Raw genomic sequence first — 20699 nt, 5'->3', positions numbered from 1 at the left:
GCAGCGTCGATCACGACAACTCCCAGACAGATCGGAGGATCAGGACACACACCGATAGCGGTGCGTTCCTCCCCCTCTGTCGCATGCTCGATAGACCGAGCGCCTGAGAGATTCGGTAGTGATCCACAAACTTCGACGATCCGAAATTCAGGGATTACAGCCTTTCCCCGTCGGCGGGTGGGTTATCCCACCGCTTTCCAGAGGCGTCGGAGCCCGTACGGTCCTTTGTGCCTGAGAGATTGACGGGGAGGTATTGCTCCTTCGGCGCCCAAGCACTGTTCACAGCAAAAACTGTGAGCAATACCCGAGGCTCTCCCGTACGCCGGCGACGCGAGGCCTAGTCTAGTTGACTGATCGACCTCGAGTCACCGTGATAAGGTCCGAATTGGTGTGACGATGGTTATCCCGTCTTGCGGGATACCCGATTCGCACGGCGCGAGGCCAATTCATCTTCGGGGTTTGGGTCGCTTTCACCACCGTCGGCGCGCTCAGCCGGGAAATCCGCGATGGTTCCGGTGAGTTCGCGCATCGCACCGCTGACTGCGATACCGAATACGCCCTGCCCGCCTTGAAGCAGATCGACAACCTCTTCTGGCGACGTGCATTCGTAGACGCTCGTGCCATCCGAGAAAAGAGTGATGTTAGCGAGGTCGCGAACCCCACGGTTGCGAAGGTGATCAACAGCGACGCGAATATTCTGCAGAGAAATTCCGGTATCGAGTAAACGCTTGACGATCTTCAGGACCAGAATGTCTTTGAATGAATATAAACGTTGGCTGCCGGATCCTGCGGCACCGCGGATCGACGGGACGACCAACGAAGTACGCGCCCAGTAGTCGAGTTGACGGTAGGTGATGCCGGCGATCTGGCAGGCGATCGGAACTCGGTATCCGACCAGGTCGTCAGGAATGGAATCGTCCGGAAAGAGTCCGGGTTGCAGTTCTTCGGAAGTCAGACCGACGCTGCCGGTAATACCTGCATTGCCTACGCTCGACTGTTCTTCCACTGCCGTCTCCTTCTCGCTGCGCCATCATGTAACCGAGCCGCTCGATGAACAGCTCCGCCGTCAACCGAAGAAGAAATCCTGGTGTACCAGAAATCTCGGTCAACCGATCCCGAACAGTGAATTCGAGGCACGTAATTCCATGAGTGGACTTACCTAGCGTACGCCCGCGTAAGCGCCTCGACCAGCCTCGACATGCAAGGCGAGAAGATCTTCACCGCCCGCAAGGCTAAGACTCGGCCGAAGTACGGTCAATGCAACACGCCGTAGCGAGACTAAAGCTCTACTTGAGACTTTCGGACTAATGCCAGCTAACGGTCGTTTCGACTATCCGTCAGTGGCTTTGAAGTCGTCCGGAGAAATGGTGTCCAGGAATTCCTTGAACTTCTCCACCTCATCCTCGCGCTCGTCCGGAATGATCAAGCCCGCTTCGGCGAGAACCGCCTCCGACGCAAAGATCGGCACACCGATCCGAAGTGCCAACGCAATGGAATCCGACGGACGCGCCGACACTGTCGTCTGCTCGTCGAAAACCAGATCAGCGTAGAACGTCCCTTCCTGCAGATCCACGATGCGGACTTCCTGCAAGCTCCGGCCGAAGGACTCGATCAGTATCTTGATCAGATCATGTGTGAGGGGCCGAGCCGGCTCGACGCCCTGCTGCTCCAGAACGATCGCCGTAGCTTCCGTCTGCCCGATCCAGATCGGCAGATACCGATCGCCGTCGGATTCACGAAGCAACAAGACCGGTTGATTCTGGGGCTGCTCGACACGAACTCCGATCACACGCATTTCGCCCATCGAGCTTGCCTCCAACCTGATGTGACCCTGACGGCCGTATTCACGGCCGTACTGAGATTCTATTCGGATTCTATTCGCGTCGAGCGAGATGATCGAGAACTCAGCGATCAAGGCTTCCGCGGACCGCTGATTTGACCAAGCACGTATGCAACGTCAGCGACAGCGCCGCCAATTCCCGCACCATTTCCTCGGCTCGATCACGAGCACCAGCGTCGCGCCCCTTGGCTACCGGTCCCGCAATCTGAGTCACCAACCCGGCTTCGCGATCTGCAGCCAACTTGAACGCGCGCAAATGCCGCACTTCCAAACCGTATTCAGCCATTGCCTTGGCCGTCCGAGCCAAGGTGACCGCATCTTCGTCGAAGAAACCGGCGGCCCCGGGCACGATCAGCCCGGTGCGAATCAGCTCAGTCAAGAAGCGGTCGTCGACGTCGGCGCGGGCCAGCAGATCTGCCCGCCCCACGCGCACTTCCCGGTCAACCCGGAACACCTCGGGTGACACTTCCCCGGGAGCGATCGACAGGACCCGCGGACGTCGAGGCGCAGAAGTATCTGCACTGACTGTCGCGGCGCCACTGTCGATCGCCTCGAGTTGTTCCTTGATCACTTTCAGCGGCAGGTACTGATCGCGTTGAGCGGTCAGTACGTAGCGGAGACGCTCGCAGTCCTCGACGGAGAACCTGCGGTATCCCGACGGAGTCCGTTGGGGGCTGATCAAGCCCTCGGACTCGAGGAAACGAATCTTCGAAATCGTCACGTCGGGAAAATCTGGACGCAACCGATCCAGCACGGAACCGATAGACATTCCGGGCTGGCTCTGCTGCCTCAAGGCCGTCATTAGCTACCCGCACCTGCTGACGTCTCGCCCACCTGCGAACCGCCGGTACGCGGACCGTTGAGGAATACCAGACGGAACTTTCCGATCTGGACCTCGTCACCGTTGACCAATACAGCCGAATCGACGGGCTCACGGTTGACGTACGTACCGTTGAGGCTGCCGACATCGACAACGTGGAACTCGGCATCTTCCTGGCGGAACTCCGCATGTCGACGGCTGACAGTCACGTCGTCAAGGAAGATGTCGCTGTCAGGATGGCGACCCGCAGAGGTGGTCGGCTGATCCAGCAGGAAACGCGAACCGGCGTTGGGTCCTCGTTTGACTACGAGCAATGCGGCGCCGGTCGGTAGACCTTCGACACCCGATACCGGCTGCTCGGCGGCCGGTGCTGCTGAGGAGTTGTCGAGCTCGTTGAGGAAATCTGCGCGGAATACCGATGTGGTCTCCGCCGGAGACTCCCCGTAGCCCGCGTCGTTACCGTTCTCGCTCACTGTTTCTCCTCCTCGATCAATCATCCAGATCAGAAATCACTGGACTACGCAGTGCACTTGTTTTGACGAGCATTTTTCACAGTCACATTCAGATACGGCCTTGCACCCCGACTTGGCACATGCGTACCTAACGACCGTACCCTGCGCGGACCGTTGTGTGCAGCGAGACTGGCCGCGACACAACGGACCGGCATTTGCGTCTTAGTTGGACGTGAGTTCTGTGTATCCGGCAGCGTCGAGAGTCTCCGAAAGCGCGCTGTCCAACGCAGCTTCGTCGGCTACCTCGAGATCGACCAACCAGCCGTTGTTGTACGGGTCGGTATTGACCAGTTCCGGCTGACCATCCAATTCACTGTTGGCTGCAAGCACTTTCGCGGTGAACGGCGCGAAGATGTCGGAGACGCTCTTGGTGGATTCGACCTCACCGAGTGATTCACCGGCGGTGACTGCTTCGCCTTCAGCGGGAAGCTGGACGAACACCACGTCTCCGAGCTGCGACTGAGCGAAGTCGGTGATACCAACTCGAATAGAGGTCGGGCCGGTTCGCTTCACCCACTCGTGCTCCGCGGTGTAACGCAGATCGGTAGGTGTATCGAGCTCACTCACAGTGGCTTCCTTTCACATCCCGCCCGAAATTCCGGACGCAAAAATTCAATTTCCAGGTTGAGCGTATTGGCGCGGATTCAATTGTCGCAAGGCGAAGATCGTGACCTGCTGCGATTGCTCGAGCGAGAAACTTCCTCCATTGCGTGAAACGTTGTCGAACACTCCACCGGGAATGTTCAGCGCCGCTGCCAAAGTCGGCGGATCGCCGATCGCGCTCACAGTGTACGGTGCTGAGATCTTCACGGAGTCCAACTCGAGTGCCCCGCCGCGTCCGGCAACCCACGAGTTGACACCGATCCGGATCGGTTCGCCGGTAGCCCCGGCAATCTGCATCGCCTCGGCCCCCGCGGCGCGGAGCTCTTGGATCAGATCAAGCATGACCTCTGATCCGACGCCGCCGGCTGGATCCGTCAACGTCATCGTCACACCGGGACCGGTTGCGGGCGCCGTCCCCACCTGGATGGACAACGCCGTCAGTCGCGCCTGCGCTTCGGCGAGCGCGGCGTCGGTGCTACCACTACGTCGTAGCGTCGCCAACGAATCCTCGAGGTCGGATACTTCTTGCCGCAGAGCGGCTTCACGACGGTTGAGGTTGTCGAGGACTACCAGCAGGTCAGCCGGCCGGGCCGAATCGAGTGAGTCACCCGCAACGGTACTGCGAACTTGCGTCGCAATTGCTATTCCGAGCACACCGAGGAGAACTGCAGCGAGGATCGCGAATACGACGTTGGAGCGATGTTTGGATACCGGGCGAAGTTCGTGTCGCCCTTCGTGCGGACCGCCGCCCGTTTCAACCATGACTCACGCTCCGAACAGGCGTCGACGTAGTGCCGCTGCGTTGCCGAAGATACGGATACCCAAAACCACGACGATTGCCGTCGAAAGCTGCGTGCCGACGCCCAACTGATCGCCCAACCAGACGATCAGTGAGGCCACCAGAACGTTGAAGACAAACGAGACGACAAACACTTTGGCGTCGAAGATTTCGTCCAGGTAGGCGCGCAATCCACCGAAGACTGCGTCGAGGGCAGCGACGACGGCGATCGGCAGGTAAGGCTGAATCACGTCGGGCACCTGCGGGCTGAAGACGACACCCAGCACGATGCCGATCACGAGCGCTGCGAGTCCGTACAGGGCGGAACCGGCCTTCATCGAACTCCTTCTGTCACTTGGGTTCACTCGGTTGGGTCGCGACACGCACGGGGCGCGGAGTCGCGGGCGGAAGGGTCAGCGAGTTATCTTCGGCCACAGCAAAACCGACACCGTACAACTGCGTGAGGCTCGACATCCTGAGGTATGCATCGCTGACGACGAACTTTCGTTGCAGACTGCGGCTGTCACCGATCGCCTTTACGACGTACGGCGAGAAGACGGGTTGGTTGTCGACCAACATCGCGCCGCCGGCTTGACGGATTGTCACGGCGGGACCGATGCGCACACCGCCAACCGAAAGCGCCTCGGCGCCTCCCGACCACAGGGCGTTGACCACTGTTTGCAGGTCTCGATCGAGAACGACCGCCTTTCCGCCGACGCTCCGCTGTGAGGCATCCGAAAGATTTGGTCGGCTGGCCGGATCGGTCAGTGTGACGGTTATGCCCTCCCCGTGCACGGTTTCGGTTCCCGCCTCGGATTCGACGGCTCGAAGCTCACCGAGCACCTGGTTTCCGCGGGCATCGCCGAGAAGTGCCGACCCCCGGGCGTCGTCGACGGATTCGGTGAGCGAATTACGCGTGGCATCCAAAGCATCGATGTGTTCTTGTGTCTCACGGACCTTGGCGACGAGATCTGCGCGCAGATCCTCGGTACCCGTTATCTGACGGGCCGCAGAGACCGCGGACACGCTGAGAACGAACCCGATGAGAACCGCGCCGACGGCAAGCCACGGTCCGGTCCGCGGCATGCCGTTCCTACTGTGATCATGTTCTCGTTCGAGTGCCGCTGCTTCATAGCCGGGGTCGAGGTGTTCGGTCATCAACGACCGGAGTAGCGACGGCACCGGGTTGCGGCGCACATCCTCCCCGGTTCTTTTCATCGGGGCGTGACCTCGTAGGTTCGAGCAACATCAGCAGCTTTGAGGATGTAGATGACTGCTGTCCACACGTACAGAACAGTTCCCCAGATCAGGAACGCGAACCCGACAGTGTGAGTGAACGCGGCAATCGCCCAATCGCCCTGCCCGGCCAGAATCAACGGGAGTGCGAACATCAGCAGGAAGGTAGCGGCTTTGCCGAGGTAGACGACCTCCGGAGGCGGGAGCCCACGCCGGCGATAAATCGGCAAGGTGAGGGCAAGAATCAGATCGCGGCCGATCAGAATTGCGGCAACCCACCAGGGAATGAAGTCACGCGCCACAAACGTGACCAGGGTGGTGACGACGTACAGACGATCGACCAGGGGGTCCAGCAAGGCGCCCAATCGGGATGTCTGATTGAGAATGCGGGCCAGCTTGCCGTCGAGCCAATCCGTGAATCCGCTGAGCATCAGCAGAGCCAAGGCCCAGCCGTCAGAGTGCGTCACCAGAAGCAGATAGGCGAAGACCGGGAGCGCCAGGAGCCGCACCATGCTGAGGATGTTGGGAACTGTCAGAACTCGGTCAGTCATGACAAGTTCTTGTTCACCTGATTTCACTGCACACACCTCGCGTAGTCCGTCACTCCGTGGTGCAAGCCTTGCACAGGGAACGCGACATTCTCATCACGGTCTCCTGTGTGCGGAGTTCGCGCGTGTCGGAGGCGTTACCGCCACGCGAAGACAGGTTGTTCAAGGTTGTCGATCCGGGTATGCCGCCCACTCAGAACCTCGCGAAGCTGGTAGACGACGGCACCGGTCGGCGCATGAACGAGACTGGTTCGAAACGGCCACTGCACCACGGGGTTCGGCGACTCTTCGATCGACACGAAACGAGGTTCCACATCGAGTTCCGCCGAAGACACAGCGTACAGCGATGCGACCTCGTCCGGGTTGGGAACGAGTTGATCGAAGTCGACACCCGACCAGACGACAAATGGCCGGATCACAAACCCTGATCGAGTGACGTAATCGTCGAGTCGTCCGATGATGTCCGCCGGAGTCGTCGTCAGCCCGAGTTCTTCGGACAGTTCCCGCACCGCACCCTCTTCGGGTGTCTCACCGGGGTCGACGCTGCCGCCGGGCAGCGCGAACTGACCGGGGTGTGCGCGCATCTTGCTGGGACGCTTGGTCAAGGGAAAGACCGATGTTCCGTCGGCGTCGCGCATCAAGGCAAAGACCACGGAAGCCAGTCGGCGGCCATCGGGATCGACGGACTTCGGTTCGAACGTCGCGAAGGCCGATTCGACGTGAGCCCGATCGAGTAAATCTACGTTCACCATTTCTCGACATTAGCGCGGAGCGCAAGAAGCTCGGATGCAGCCCGAACCAATTGATCGTTTTGTCAGATTATCGGGGTGGCCTACTGTCATGCTGATTCGACGGCACTACCCATCAGCGCGTAAGGAAACCGCATCGTGAAGGCATGGTTCGTGGAATCCGTCGTCGATACCGGCCGACTACCGCTGTTTTTCTTGCTGGTCTCGTTTCTGCTGGCCTTTCTGTTCATCAGATTCAGCGTCCGCATGATCCGCGCGGAAGTTTCGTGGTGGCCGGGCAACGTCACGCCCGGCGGTATGCACATCCATCACATGGTTTTCGGCCTGATCATGATGCTCGTATCCGGATTCGCGTTCATCGCACTGGCCGATTATCAGACACCGGTGGCAAATTGTGTCTTGGCGTCGGTGTTCGGAATCGGAAGTGCACTCGTTCTCGACGAATACGCCCTGGTACTTCATCTACGCGACGTCTATTGGGCAGAAGAAGGTCGTTCATCGATCGATGCGGTGTTCGTGGCGATCGCCATAGTGCTTCTGTTCTTGTTCGGAGTCCATCCGATCGGATTTGTCGGCGATTTCAATCCGTACGAGCAAGATCGCAGTATCGGGACCCTCATCGGGATCATCATTACCCTCCTGATTGCACTGGCGATAGCGATGATCACGCTGCTCAAAGGCAAACTGTGGACTGGGCTGATCGGGTTGTTCTTCCCACCACTACTCATAGTCGGCGCAATCCGTCTCAGCCGGCCAGGTGCGCCGTGGGCACGGTCGCGATACCGCGACAAGCCGACGAAGATGAGTCGTGCAGTAGCCCGCGAACAACGTGTTCGGGAACCATTGATCCGGGCAAAAATTCGGTTCCAGGAACATGTGTCGGGGAGGTTCGGTCTCCCGGAAGCCGATCCCGTGAACCCCACGACGGTCTCGCCGGCCCCCGTCGACCTACCGAACGCGCCGCAATCCTGGAGGTTGTCCGACGCACTGCGGTGGCGTCGTACGCGGCGACGCTTGCGCACGGTCCCCGTCTGGCGCGTGCCAGTGCTACTCATTTTTGCGGCCATCGTTCTGGCTGAGGTTCTCAACAACGTAGACAGTTGGATTCTCGACTTGTCAGGACCCACGGCAATCGACGTCTCGATGGACATCAACGCCACCGCGACTCTTCTGAGCGTCATCGCCGGCGGCATGATCACGCTGACGGGTCTCGTGTTCACTGCGATCACGCTCGCCATGCAATTCGGTGCTTCACAGATATCAGTACGGGTGGTGCCCATGCTCGCCCAGCAGCGAGTCATGCGGTGGTCCATCGGGATGTTTCTCGCCACGTTTGTCTATTCGATCTTCGTGGTGATCGACCTTGCGCTCGACAACCAGTCTTCTGCTCCGCAACTGTCTGCGAATATGGCACTGCTGCTTGCGCTCATCAGCGCAATTCTCTTTCTCGCGCTGGTATCCAAAGTCGGCTCGATCCTCAATTCCAGCCGACTTCTCACGTGGATCGCAGCCGAGGGTCGGAGCGCGATAGTGCGCGCCTACCCGCGATACGACGAGTCTTCGCCGAAAACGCTCCCCGATGCTCCGATTGCTGTAGACCCTCCGTCCCTCAACGGCGAGACCGGCGATCTCCTCGTCGTCCGCCTGCGGCACCTCTCACCAGACGGCCGAGTGTTGTTGGCCATCAACCTTCCCCGGCTGCAACGCCTTGCTTCCAGTTGGGGCGTGAGCATCGAGGTAGTCCCCGGCATCGGCGAGTTCGTAGCCCAGAACGCTCCCCTCTTCGAAGTCCGCGGACGGTCGTTGAAGGTTCGCCCGGACGCGCTCACGTCGTGCCTGATCTTCGGTGATACCCACAGTCCGCTCGCGGGCCCGGCAGCGGCCATCCAGTCCATCGTCGACATCTCACTCAAAGCCCTCTCCCCCGCGATCAACGATCCCGGCCGAGCGGTTCAAGCCCTCGATCACATCGAGGACTTACTCGTTCTCCTTGCGCCCCGGGTACGAGCAGACACCGAAACGTCCACGTTGACGCGGATCCGCGGGCAGCAGCGAACCTGGACTGACTACGTGTCTATCGCGACCGACGAGATCAGACACTTCAGCACCAACTCCGCGCAGGTGCAGCGCCGCTTGCGGGCCGTCTTCACCACCTTGATCGCCGCCTGTCCCCCCGATCAACATGCACCGTTATTCGAGCGCCTCGACGCAATGGACCAGCAGTTGACGCGGGAATGGACGGGAGACCTCGACATTCGCCTGGCCGGTGCCGCCGATCCCCAGGGCCTCGGTTCCGAGGCCGGAGCCAGCGGCCGAGTTCATCCCCTGATCGTCGGCCGACCGGCAGCACGATAGTTCAGAGCGTTGCGTTGGCGTCCTGGACCCGGAGATCACGAGCCAGGTTGTCTCGCTTCTCGAGCACCAACCGGCGCAACGACGCCGGCGCATCCTCGTTTGTCGCGAGCCACTGATCGACCGCGCCCAGATCTCCGGAAGACGGGAACAAACCGTTGACCAGTCGCCGGGCTATCTCGATGCTGCGCTCGGACCACCATGCCCGCAACGACGCGAAATAGTCGGTTGCATAGCCCTCGATCAGCGTCCCGTCGGCGCCGGCCCGGAAGCCGCCGATTATTGCGTCGACGTAATCGTTCGAGAGAGTCCGGTCGGTAGTTGCGGCCGTCCACGCCGTTGCCTTGGTCGCCGCCGTCGGCAGGGACGCAACACCGCGGGCATGCGCAATTCTTCCGGCCGATGTACCGTCACGCTCCAACTCGTGATCGAGATCGCTGGGATCGGCAAACCCTGTGGCAGCCAACGCAATCCATAATGCCCAGCGGAGATCAGGATCAAGGGCCAATCCCACCGGACCCGGGCTCTCGCCCAGCAAAATGGCTCGAAGCGCTTCGGCATAGGTGTAGTCGATCGCGGCAGCGGCCGCGCAGCCACGGGCCCAGGCCAGCTGACGGCCGGATTCCGGCTCACTCTCGAACATGGTCTTCCAGGTGGTCGCCAACCAACCCGCCGCAACGGTCGGGCGAAGGCGCTCCGGAACGTAGTGAACAATCGCGTACTGCGCATCGGCCAGCACGGAGCTGAGAACGGCGAGATCGGACTCTGTGGGGCCGAACCGTTCCACCATGGCAAGGTAGCGGAACACCGACAGTTCACCGTCCCGTACCGAGTTCCACAGCGACGACCACACAACCCCGCGCGCCAGTGGATCGACAATCCGGTCGAGCGAGCTGTCGACGGTCTCGAGAGAGGCGGCATCGAGTCGAACTTTGGCGTACGTCAGGTCGTCGTCGTTGACCAGGATCAACTGTCCGGCCGGAAGTTCGATCGCTGTCCGCGCCGCCGCGATATCGACGTCCACCCGGGCTGTGCGGACCAAGTCACCGGTCTCGTTGTAGTCGTAAACACCGACTGCGAGTCGGTGAGGCCGCGGATCGGTCTGGACCAATTCGCCGCTCTCCAACATCAACGTGGACACACCGGTGGTCTGCAACCACGCACGCGCCCAATCGCGCATGTCGCGGCCCGAGGTCGCGCTCAACGCGTCGAGAAAATCGACAAGTCGAGTGTTTCCGAATGCGTGCGCCCGGAAGTAGCGTCGCGCTGCCTCGAAGAATGCGTCGCGGCCGACGAAGGCAACCAATTGTTTGAGGACGCTGGCGCCCTTGGCGTACGTGATGCCGTCGAAGTTCAGTTTTGCAGCCTCGAGATCAACGATGTCGGCGACAATCGGATGAGTGGTCGGCAACTGATCCTGCAGATAGGCCCAGGCTTTCCGCTTGATTGCGAACGCCACCCAGGCGTCGGTGAATCTTGTGGCCTCGGCGCTGACCAGCGATCCCATGAAGTCCGCGAACGACTCCTTGAGCCACAGATCGTCCCACCACACCATCGTCACGAGGTCGCCGAACCACATGTGTGCCATCTCGTGCAGGATCGTGTTCGCACGGCTCTGGTACTGCGCGTCCGTAGCTTTTCCCCGGAATACGTAGGCCTCGGTGAATGTGACGAGTCCCGGATTCTCCATTGCCCCGAGGTTGTATTCGGGAACAAAAATCTGGTCGTACTTGCCGAACGGGTACGGGTAGTCGAAAGCCTCGGCATAGAAATCGAGACCCTGCCTGGTCACCTCGAAAACATCGTCGGCGTCAAGGTACTCGGCCAGCGAAGCCCGGCACAGCACAGCCAGATCGACGGTGAAATCGCCACGAGACCACTGCGACGACGCCCGATGGTAGGGACCGGCAGCGATCGCCGTGATGTATGTCGAAATTGGCAGTGTCGGAGCAAATTTCACAGTCTTACTGCCGGTGTCCGACGAATCTGTTTGCACCGGAGCCTGGTTCGACAGCACTTCCCAGGAATGCGGAGCTGTCACCTCAAAAGTGAACGGCGCCTTCATATCCGGCTGCTCGAAGCAAGCAAACACACGACGCGCGTCCGCCGGTTCGTACTGCGTGTACAGATACGTCTGCCCGTCGGCGTCGTCGACAAATCGGTGTAAACCCTCGCCGGAACGGCTGTACTCGGCAAGGGCGACCACGCAGACGATGCTCGAGCCCGATACGCCGATCAGCCTGATCCGGGCGCCGTCGTACTCGAACGGGATCCGACGCCCGTTCACCGCCACGGTTTCAACCGAAGCGCCGATGAAGTCGAGCCAGGTCGAATCAACGGCCGACGTCATCTCGATAGTGCTGACAGTCCGAAAAGTCGCGACAGCCGCATCCGTCGCAGACCGGAGATCCAGCTCCACGTGGTAGCTGGTCACCGATACCACCGACGATCGTTGGGCAACTTCGTTTCGACTCAGATTCGCAGTGCTCACCTACTTGATCCTGCCAGGCCGCACGGCGTTGGTCCGCTAGCCGGTGAAAGCGCCCTGCCATACGGTGTCGAACGGGGTGTGAGCAGACACGCGGGCTTCGATACCCGCGGTGACGAACTTCTTCGCGAGCGCAACAGCCTCGCCCACGTCGACGCCCTTTGCCAGCTCCGCCGTGACTGCGGCAGCAAGGGTGCAACCGGCACCCGAGACGCGTTCCTGGCCGACCTTGGGAGCAGAAAGAATGATCACATCCGTACCGTCGAACAGCACGTCGACGGCGTCGTCTCCGGCCAATTCGACGCCACCCTTGGCGAGAACGTACTTCGGTCCCAGATCGTGAATGCGACGAGCAGCCTCGATCAGTTCCTCGACGCTGGAGATGCTGTTCATGCCGGCCAGCGTGCGCGCCTCGAAGAGGTTGGGCGTGACGACCGTCGCGAGCGGGAGGATCGAATCACGAAGTGCGGTATCGGTATCGAGCGCTGCGCCGGGCTCCTGGCCCTTGCAGATCAGAACCGGATCAAGAACGACGTGGCGCCAGGCCTGGCGACGAAGTCCCTCGGCGACAACCTCGATGGTGGCCGGAGTGCCCAGCATGCCGATCTTCACGACCTCGAGATCGTGCGCGGCGGTTGCCGCTTCGATCTGATCGGCAATGACCTCGGGTGCGATCGGGACAAACCGATGGCCCCAGTTGTTCTTGGGATCGAAGGACACGATGCACGTTGTCGTCGCGATGCCGTAGACGCCTCGCGCCTGGAAAGTCTTGAGGTCTACCTGTAGGCCGGCACCACCGGTGGATTCGGATCCAGCGATGACGTAGGCAAGGTCAACCACGGTACTAACTCCTCTTGGTGCTTCGACACCATCCACGGATACCCGCGAATGCCGGAGCTGAGTTTATCAATGCTGACCGGGCAGCCTCTCCGCGACTAGTCGCCCGGTCCACGGGGCTCGTTTTGGGCCTGCTCGACCACCCACACAGCGATCTGTGCGCGCGAAGTGAAACCAAGTTTGGTGAGGACGTGCTCCACATGGCCCTGCGCGGTGCGCAGCGAGATCACCAATTTGGCAGCGATCTGTTTGTTGGTGAGGCCCTGAGCAACGAGGTCGGCAACCTCGCGCTCACGCTTGGTCAAGTCTGCTGACTGACCAGCCGTACGAGTCGCGTCCGGGGATTGCCGGCCAAGCGCATATGCGACTGCCCCATCCATACCCATGAGCCGTCCCTGCCTGCGGGCTGTCCCGAATGCCTTCTCACCGAGGGCTCGCCGCGTCATCGCTTCGCATTCCTCTTGGTAGGGCTGCAGAGTGGGGAACACGACCGTGACGCTGCCTACGGAGTGCCCCAACTCTTCCGCGGCGCCTATCAGCACGGCGGCACGCCGCGAATTCCCCTCTGCCGCGGCAATCCACGCCAACACCTCCAGGCACGCCGCGCAGGTGAGCGGATCATTGACCTGCTCGGTGAGCTGTAGCGCCTGCTCGAGCAGCCCAACGGCTCTACCCTGGTCACCCTGTCGCCACATCGCAACGCTCATTGCCCACAGCGTGTACGAGTGATACACAGATTCCCCGTGAGATTCGGTGATTGCGAGCGCTTTTTCGTAACAGCCAATCGACCGTTGCGATTCGCCGAGCAGTTCGTATACCAACCCGAGTATCTGCAATACGCTCACTTCACGTGTGAGATCGCCACGTGCGTCGAACACCTCCAGAGCGTTCTCCAAGCGGGAGACGGCACGAGGTAGATCGTCACGGTACAGAGACAGCACGCCGTCGGCATGATCGAGAAGCGCCTGAGCAAGGGGGTCGGTGAGCTGAGCAGCAAGCGCGCGACCCTCTTCCATCAGGGCAGTCGCTGCCAGTAGGTCGCCCTGCACTGCTGCCAACAGAATGTCCGCGTGGATCGCTCGGATGCGTCCCGATGTCGGCTTTCCGGCATCGCGAGCGAGGAAACTGTCGAGCCAATGTCGGCTCTCGCTGTACAGACCCCGGGTGAGAGAGAAGTGATACAACGCGGTAGCCATCTGCAGGCCGGCCTGGACGCCCGATTCATCATCGTCGGAGAGGCCGTATTCCAGAGCTTCCCGCATATTCGGCAGCTCCCGATCCAGGCGATCAATCAACTCGAGTTGCCTCGGACTGATCCATCCGGCTTCCACGTCAAGCGCCAACTTCCGATACCAGTCCAGGTGCCGGTCGCGTAACACCTCATACTCACCGCCCTGCTGGATTTTCTCCCGGGCGTAGTCGCGAAGTGTCTCGAGCAATCGGAAGTGGACCGCGGTGTCATACTCCTCTCGGATCAGGATCGACTTGTCCACCAGTGAGCTCAGCGAGTCAAGGAGGCCCTCCGACGCCGCGCCGCCACCGCAGACGTCCTCCGCCGCATCGAGTTCGAAACTTCCCGCGAACACTGACAGCCTGCCCCAAAGCTGCTGTTCTTCGGGAGTACACAGGTCGTAGCTCCAGTCGATACTCCATCGCAAGGTCTGCTGCCGTGTGGGCGCAGCCCGGCTACCGCGAGTCAGGAGCGCATAGCGATCGTCGAGCCGCTCCAGGATCTGTTCAGGCGACATCGCCCGCAACCTCGCCGCCGCCAACTCGATCGCCAGTGGCAGCCCGTCCAGCCGCTGGCAAATCCGGGTAACCACGGCCCTGTTCTCTTCGGTGAGTTCGAAGCCTGGCACCGCGGCAGCCGCCCGTTCGACGAACAGCGTCACCGCGTCGTATCGGGGCAGCACACGTAGCGATGGCTCTTGGTCAGGATCGGGGACCGCCAACGGAAACACCCGCACCACTGATTCCCCACCAATGCCGAGAGGCTCGCGCGTCGTCGTCAAGATTTTCAACTGTGGGCACGCGCGCAGCAACGCTTCGGCTAAACCCGCCACCGCATCGACAACCTGTTCACAGTTGTCGAGGACCAGCAACAACGTTCGATTGGCCAGAAACTCCACCACAATGTCCTGCAACGGCCGCGCCGACTGGTCGCGCACTCCAAGAGCAGCCGCGACCGCGACGACCACAAGCGACTCTTCGTGCAGCTCGCCCAACTCGACCAGCCACACACCGTCGGCAAAGTCCTTCTGTGCCTTCGCCGCAACCTGCAATGCGAGACGTGTCTTGCCAACACCACCGATTCCGGTCAACGTGACCAGACGAGACACCGACAACAAGTTCTTCGCTTCTGCCAGCTCAGCGCGCCGGCCAACGAAGCTGGTCAGCTCCAGCGGCAAATGTCGCTCGACTATTTGACCGGCCGGTGGCGTGGGTGGACTCCATCTTCGCGGCGGTGGTTGTGGATCCTGCCGCTCAGCTGTGTGTTCTGCGCGCAGCGCCATCTCATCGACTGGGAAACCGTGGTGGAACTGGAGTTCCCGCAGGTATTCCCCCAGCGCCAACGCAGAAGGTCGGTCCACTGGGTCTCGGGACATTGCCTTCTCGACGATCCCACACACATCGTCGGGAAAGCCGTTCTCCCGCAGATCAGGCACCTGTTGCGCTGTTATCCGCAAGAACTGGGCCACAACCTGCTCGCCGCTGCGGCGCTCGAACGCCGCGTGACCGGTGAGAACACTGAACAGGGTGGCTCCGAGCCCGTAGACATCTGAAGCCGGACTCGGCAGCTCACCGCCGAGTACCTCCGGTGCGGTGAAAGCCGGCGAAGCAGTGACGGTTCCGGTCGCAGTCTTGAAACCGTCCGCGATGTGCGCTATCCCGAAATCTGTCAGAGCCGGTTCACCGTAGTCGGTAAGCAAAATGTTCGCCGGTTTGACGTCACGATGCAGAATGCCGAGCAAGTGCGCCGTCTCGAGCGCGCCCGCCATCTTCACCCCGAGCCGCAGCACTTCCTCCACGGAGAACGGCCCTTGCCGGCGAATCCGGGCATCGACGGAGCCTTGCGAGTGGTACGGCATCACCAGGTAGGGGCGTCCGGTGTCGGTGGCACCGACTTGCAAAACGCCCACAATGTTCGGGTGGCCGGTCAGGCGCCCCATTGCCCGCTGTTCCCGGAAGAATCGTACTCGGTTCTCTTCGTCGAGATCTGCAGTCAGTACCTTCACGGCGACCGTACGGTCCAGACCGGTTTGCACGCAGCGGTAGACCACTCCGAATCCGCCGCGCCCGATCTCCCGTGCATCGTCGAAGCCCTCGGCTCCGAGCTCATCTACAAGGAACGGAAGCAGATCACGACGTGTCTGGAACGGATCGTTGTCGTTCATCGGCTACTTCGATTCTGCGGCATCGCTGCGGACGCACCATTGCGTTACTTCTCGATAATGTTCCCTTCAGGCATGGCCGTCAACGCAGTGCGGGCCGAGCCCGGTGGTACCGATCGTTCCCTTTTGCAACTGTGCAAATGGACTGAGCGAGCGTGGGTCTGCGCGGTGACGTATTGATCCAGAGAGATAAGTACCCGTGTAGGTACTTCGACCGGTGTGTGCCACTCGCTTGAGTGAAACGGTCAAGGAGTACCTACACATACCGATCGGATGTGGTTGCGATGACGACTCTGAAAGATCAACTGGACAATTGTCAGTACCTGCTGGCGCGAGCCCGGCTTGCCGGTGACGACGATGCAGTCCGGCGATTCTCCGAGTACCGAGAACTGTTGATCAAGCAGTCAGCCAGCATGAAAACTCACCTTCGCCTGGTGTAGGTGCGGCAACCGTGCTGATCCGTCCGGCTCCACGGACCAGACGAGTGGAATGCCGCTCGGCGATCACCTTCCGGTCTGAAAGCGTTTAGCAGCCCGGTCCCCGAGAAGTGCTGCATGCACCAACATTCCGGTGACCACTACAAACACGATGATCGAAAACACCGTGGATGCCATAGCACCAAAACCCAACCACAGTCCGATGAAGAGCTGAAACACTAACCCAGCCAATGCAATCCACTGTGTACGTCGCAGCGCAGGTTCCGCAGTTCGGTGCGCCAACTGCCACGCCGCGGGACTCGACATCGTTGCGCGCGTACGAATCCCCACCACAGCACTCGGGGTATCACTGACAATCCGTTGCACCAGAACTACTGCGACGACCAGTAACGCTGTCCCACCCGACATTGAAAGTGTCAGCCCTGACAGCTCTTGCGAATCCATGCCCCACATGACCGCCAATCATGGCACGTGCACTAACGCACCGATGACGCACAAACAAGAAGGACCCGGTGAGAAATTCTCACCGGGTCCTTCTTTGGTCGGGCTGACAGGATTTGAACCTGCGACCACTTGACCCCCAGTCAAGTGCGCTACCAAGCTGCGCCACAGCCCGTCCCGCGCCCTTGTTTCGGGCGCTTGGAAAGATTACATCAGAGACGGGCTGAAGTACCAATCGGCTGGTCAGAGCCTTTTTAGTACCTTTTCGGCGGCAAACTAGCGGTTCTTGCGGTCGCGCTTCTCGCGAACTCGCACGGAAACGCGAATCGGACTTCCGTCGAAGTTGAACTCTTCACGCAGACGACGCTCGAGGAACCGGCGGTAACCGGCCTCGAGGAAACCTGTGGTGAAGAGAACGAAGGTCGGCGGACGCGTGCTTGCCTGCGTCGCGAACATGATGCGAGGCAGACGACCGCCACGCATCGGCGGCGGGGTGGCCGCCACAACTTCCTTGAGCCAGGTGTTCAAGCGACCCGTCGGGATGCGCTTGTCCCACGACTCCAGAGCCGTATCGAGGGCCGGCACGAGCTTCTGCACAGCGCGACCCGTGCGGGCGGAGATGTTGACTCGTGAAGCCCAGGGAACGCGAACCAGGTCGCGGTCGATTTCCTTGTCCAACATGAGTCGACGGTCCTCGTCGACGAGGTCCCACTTGTTGAATGCAATCACCAATGCGCGACCGGTATCGGCCACCATGCTCAGGACGCGCAGGTCCTGCTCGGTGAGCGGCTCATGTGCGTCGATCAGCAGGATCGCGACCTCAGCGGCCTCGATCGCGCTCTTCGTACGCAGCGACGCGTAGAACTCGGCGCCGCTGGCATGACTGACGCGCTTGCGCAGACCAGCCGTGTCAACGAAACGCCACGGGCGTCCACCCAATTCGACGATCGAGTCGACCGGGTCGACGGTGGTGCCGGCAACATCGTGCACAACGGAACGCTCGTCGCCGGACAGCTTGTTGAGCAAGCTGGATTTTCCGACGTTCGGCTTTCCGACCAGTGCAACACGGCGCGGGCCGCCGCCGGGGATACCTTCACGCGGAGTTTCCGGCAGCTTGGCCAGAACCTCGTCGAGGAGGTCACCGGTACCGCGGCCGTGCGTCGCACTCACGGAGTACGGCTGACCGAGGCCCAAGGACCACAGTGCTGCAACCTCGGACTCGGTACGTCCGTCGTCCACCTTGTTGGCGACGAGGATGACCGGAGTCTTCGAGCGACGCAGCACACGCGCTACAGCCTCATCCGTGGCGGTGGCGCCGACAACGGCGTCGACGACCAGAAGGATCGCGTCGGCCGTCGACATGGCCAACTCGGCCTGACGAGCAACAGCCTGCTGAAGGCCCTTCGCGTCGGGCTCCCATCCGCCGGTGTCCTGAACGAGGAAGCGTCGACCGCTCCAGTTCGCCTCGTACGAAACACGGTCACGGGTGACGCCGGGAACATCCTCGACTACCGCTTCGCGGCGGCCGATGATGCGGTTGACGAGCGTCGACTTACCGACGTTCGGTCGGCCCACCACTGCGAGTGTGGGGACGGCGACATACGCCTCGCCTTCGGCGTCTGCTTCGAGATCGAGGTAGTCCCACTCGGACTCCTCGTTCCAGACTCCGTCGCCGGCAAATTCGGTTACCAGATCGTCGCTCACTGCACTGCTCCAGTTCTGTCGCTGACCACCAGCAGCAACCTGGCGATCACATCCTCTATGCCCAATTCGCTGGTATCCACCAGTACGGAATCCTCGGCAGGGCGCAACGGCGACACTGCCCGAGTCGAATCGAGATGGTCACGGCGTTGCACGTCGGCTAACACCGCTTCGTAATTGTCTTCACGGCCTTGGCCGATGTTCTGCGTATTACGCCGCGCTGCACGGGTTTCCGCGGATGCCGTCAGGAAAATCTTGACGTCGGCATCCGGAAGTACGACGGTTCCGATGTCTCGACCCTCGACAACGATCCGGTCTTCACTTGCCGCCAACTCACGCTGAGTTGCGACGAGCAAGTCCCGAACCTCCGACACTGCGGACACTGCGGATACAGCCTTGGTCACCGCGTCGCCGCGGATTTCTTCACTGACATCCGCGCCGTCGAGCAAGACCTGCTCGCTGGCCGGGTCGGTACCGATCGACCACGGCAACGACGCCACAGCAGCGGTGATGGCTGCCGAATCCGCCAGATCGATTCCGCTGCGAAGAACGTGCAGGGTCGCGATCCGGTAGATGGCTCCGGTATCGAGGTAGCGGGCGCCCAGATGCTGCGCCAACGCACGGGAGACACTGGACTTGCCGGTTCCGGACGGTCCGTCCATCGCGACAACCAGTGGCACCGACTGGTCGGTCACAGGCCGACCGCCTCGTACAGCCCACCGACCTCGCTACGACCGAGGACGCGCTGCGTTCCCGGACGCTGATCGCCGAGGGCGACAACTCCGACGTTGGTACGAACCAGACGGACCACGGGGTGGCCGACGGAATCGAGGAGGCGACGCACGATGTGCTTGCGGCCTTCGTGCAGAACCAGCTTGACGAGCGTCTTACCCTCGTTGATCTCGAGGACGGTGACCAGGTCGACCTTGGCGGGACCGTCATCGAGGGTGACCCCCTCACGCAACTGCTTGGCGGTGCTGCGCTCGAGAACGCCGTGAACCGTCGCGAGGTACGTCTTCGGAACCTCGAACGACGGGTGCATCAGGCGGTGAGCCAGATCGCCGTCGTTGGTGAGGAGAAGCAAGCCTTCGGTATCCGCGTCGAGACGTCCCACGTGGAAGAGACGCTGACCCGACTGGACGCGCTCGGAGACGATGTCACCGACACACGGGCGACCGAGGTCGTCGGACATGGTGCATTGCCATCCACGCGGCTTGTTCATCGCCAAGTAGACGAGGTCCTTCTGGACGACGACACGAACACCGTCGACGCGGACAACCGCGTTCTCGGGGTCGACGCGCAGACCCTGCTCACGAACGATGCGACCGTCAACCTCGACGCGACCCTGGTCGATCAGCTCTTCGGCTGCACGACGCGAAGCCACGCCGGCCTGAGCCAGCACCTTCTGCAAGCGGGTGCCGTCACCCTTCGGCGGGCCATCCTGCTGCGTGACCTCGGCGTGCTGATGACGTGCAGGCTTCGCATTGGACACCAACGGGTTCTGGGTGACTGCGCGCTGCGGCTTTTCGGACTTCTCCTTGCCGCGCTTGTTGACTGCCGGCGGCGTCGGCGCTGCCGGGCGCTTGCGCGGCGGTCCATCGAACTTGGATCCGCGCGGTGCGTTCGACCAGGCACCGCCGCGAGGAGCTGCGGGGCGCTGCTCTTCACGGGGAGCGTTGCGATCGTCCGGGCGCGTTCCGTACGGTGCGCGACGAACGTCGACGTGGGGTGTGCGGCGATCATCGGCACGAGGAGTGCGGCGATCGTCATTGCGCGGCGCGTTGGAGCGACCGCCACGGGGGGCTTCGCTACGAGCTCCGCGAGGTGCATCAAAGCGTCCGCCACGAGGGGCTTCGCTGCGTGCGCCGTATGAATTCTCGGTACGTCCGCGGGGAGCGTCGGAGCGACCTCCACGAGGGGCTTCGCTGCGTGCGCCACGGGGAGCGTCATTGCGCGATCCGTAGG

Annotated in this window: 19 protein-coding genes, 1 tRNA gene and 1 riboswitch; of the genes, 2 read left to right on the top strand and 18 right to left on the bottom strand. The window is 61.4% G+C overall.

From position 1 onward, the window contains the following. Positions 1-208 precede the first annotated feature (208 nt). Positions 209-328: riboswitch (glycine riboswitch) on the bottom strand. A 72-nt stretch (positions 329-400) separates the two neighbouring features. The 10 genes from QM600_RS24485 to QM600_RS24440 form a co-directional block, all read right to left on the bottom strand. After that, a complete protein-coding gene (locus QM600_RS24485) occupies positions 401-973 on the bottom strand; it encodes a MerR family transcriptional regulator (protein ID WP_283264238.1) in 573 nt (190 codons plus the stop codon). 357 nt (positions 974-1330) lie between these two features. Then, complete coding sequence (locus QM600_RS24480; protein WP_094275059.1) at positions 1331-1804, bottom strand: bifunctional nuclease family protein; 474 nt, start codon at positions 1802-1804, stop codon at positions 1331-1333. Between the two features lie 100 nt (positions 1805-1904). Beyond that, positions 1905-2642 (bottom strand): transcriptional regulator FtsR, encoded by a 738-nt coding sequence (gene ftsR, locus QM600_RS24475; RefSeq protein ID WP_094273389.1) that lies wholly within the window; start codon positions 2640-2642, stop codon positions 1905-1907. After that, the gene (gene garA, locus QM600_RS24470; RefSeq protein WP_283264236.1) at positions 2642-3133 is read right to left on the bottom strand and encodes a glycogen accumulation regulator GarA; all 492 of its coding nucleotides are present in this window, start codon (positions 3131-3133) and stop codon (positions 2642-2644) included. Before garA ends, ftsR begins: the two co-directional genes overlap by 1 nt. A gap of 201 nt (positions 3134-3334) precedes the next feature. Further along, positions 3335-3739, bottom strand: coding sequence for a glycine cleavage system protein GcvH (gcvH, locus tag QM600_RS24465; RefSeq protein ID WP_283264234.1), 405 nt, complete (start codon positions 3737-3739; stop codon positions 3335-3337). Positions 3740-3784: 45 nt separating this feature from the next. Further along, positions 3785-4537 carry a DUF881 domain-containing protein gene (locus QM600_RS24460; RefSeq protein ID WP_283264232.1) on the bottom strand — a complete coding sequence of 251 codons (753 nt, stop codon included), beginning with the start codon at positions 4535-4537 and terminating at the stop codon, positions 3785-3787. A gap of 3 nt (positions 4538-4540) precedes the next feature. Further along, the gene (locus tag QM600_RS24455) at positions 4541-4891 is read right to left on the bottom strand and encodes a small basic family protein (RefSeq protein WP_094273397.1); all 351 of its coding nucleotides are present in this window, start codon (positions 4889-4891) and stop codon (positions 4541-4543) included. A 13-nt stretch (positions 4892-4904) separates the two neighbouring features. Beyond that, a complete protein-coding gene (locus QM600_RS24450; protein ID WP_283264231.1) occupies positions 4905-5771 on the bottom strand; it encodes a DUF881 domain-containing protein in 867 nt (288 codons plus the stop codon). Next, on the bottom strand, positions 5768-6340 hold the full coding sequence (locus QM600_RS24445; RefSeq protein WP_283264230.1) for a CDP-alcohol phosphatidyltransferase family protein: 573 nt from the start codon (positions 6338-6340) through the stop codon (positions 5768-5770). The genes QM600_RS24450 and QM600_RS24445 overlap by 4 nt, the downstream gene beginning before the upstream one ends. A 134-nt stretch (positions 6341-6474) precedes the next feature. After that, positions 6475-7089, bottom strand: a complete 615-nt coding sequence (locus QM600_RS24440; protein WP_283264229.1) for an NUDIX hydrolase — start codon at positions 7087-7089, stop codon at positions 6475-6477. Positions 7090-7224: 135 nt separating this feature from the next. On the opposite strand from QM600_RS24440, the gene QM600_RS24435 reads away from it, so the two are divergent. Continuing rightward, positions 7225-9441, top strand: a complete 2217-nt coding sequence (locus QM600_RS24435) for a DUF2254 family protein (RefSeq protein WP_283264228.1) — start codon at positions 7225-7227, stop codon at positions 9439-9441. Between the two features lies 1 nt (position 9442). Here the strand turns inward: QM600_RS24435 and pepN are convergent, their stop codons facing one another. The 3 genes from pepN to QM600_RS24420 form a co-directional block, all read right to left on the bottom strand. Next, on the bottom strand, positions 9443-11929 hold the full coding sequence (gene pepN / locus QM600_RS24430) for an aminopeptidase N (RefSeq protein ID WP_283264227.1): 2487 nt from the start codon (positions 11927-11929) through the stop codon (positions 9443-9445). A 36-nt stretch (positions 11930-11965) separates the two neighbouring features. Continuing rightward, entirely contained in the window at positions 11966-12766 is an 801-nt protein-coding gene (thiD, locus tag QM600_RS24425) for a bifunctional hydroxymethylpyrimidine kinase/phosphomethylpyrimidine kinase (RefSeq protein ID WP_283264226.1), read from the bottom strand. Positions 12767-12861: 95 nt separating this feature from the next. After that, positions 12862-16158 carry a protein kinase domain-containing protein gene (locus QM600_RS24420; RefSeq protein ID WP_283264225.1) on the bottom strand — a complete coding sequence of 1099 codons (3297 nt, stop codon included), beginning with the start codon at positions 16156-16158 and terminating at the stop codon, positions 12862-12864. 281 nt (positions 16159-16439) lie between these two features. Between QM600_RS24420 and QM600_RS24415 the strand changes: the two genes are divergently transcribed. Beyond that, on the top strand, positions 16440-16595 hold the full coding sequence (locus tag QM600_RS24415) for a hypothetical protein (protein ID WP_283264224.1): 156 nt from the start codon (positions 16440-16442) through the stop codon (positions 16593-16595). A 63-nt stretch (positions 16596-16658) separates the two neighbouring features. Here QM600_RS24415 and QM600_RS24410 read toward each other — a convergent pair whose 3' ends face one another. From QM600_RS24410 to QM600_RS24390, 5 genes are all read right to left on the bottom strand, one after another. Next, complete coding sequence (locus tag QM600_RS24410) at positions 16659-17036, bottom strand: SdpI family protein (RefSeq protein ID WP_283264222.1); 378 nt, start codon at positions 17034-17036, stop codon at positions 16659-16661. Between the two features lie 95 nt (positions 17037-17131). Further along, a tRNA-Pro gene (locus tag QM600_RS24405) sits at positions 17132-17208 on the bottom strand. Between the two features lie 101 nt (positions 17209-17309). Next, positions 17310-18737 carry a ribosome biogenesis GTPase Der gene (gene der, locus QM600_RS24400; protein WP_283264221.1) on the bottom strand — a complete coding sequence of 476 codons (1428 nt, stop codon included), beginning with the start codon at positions 18735-18737 and terminating at the stop codon, positions 17310-17312. After that, positions 18734-19396, bottom strand: a complete 663-nt coding sequence (cmk, locus tag QM600_RS24395; protein ID WP_283264237.1) for a (d)CMP kinase — start codon at positions 19394-19396, stop codon at positions 18734-18736. The genes der and cmk overlap by 4 nt, the downstream gene beginning before the upstream one ends. Before the next feature lie 29 nt (positions 19397-19425). Continuing rightward, positions 19426-20699: pseudouridine synthase (locus QM600_RS24390; protein WP_283264220.1), on the bottom strand; the 1274-nt coding region annotated here is incomplete at its 5' end.

The sequence above is a fragment of the Rhodococcus sp. IEGM 1379 genome (assembly GCF_030056815.1).
Lineage (GTDB): Bacteria > Actinomycetota > Actinomycetes > Mycobacteriales > Mycobacteriaceae > Rhodococcus_F.
The sequence above is the reverse complement of the archived record's forward strand: the minus strand, read 5'-3'. Positions and strand labels throughout refer to the sequence as shown.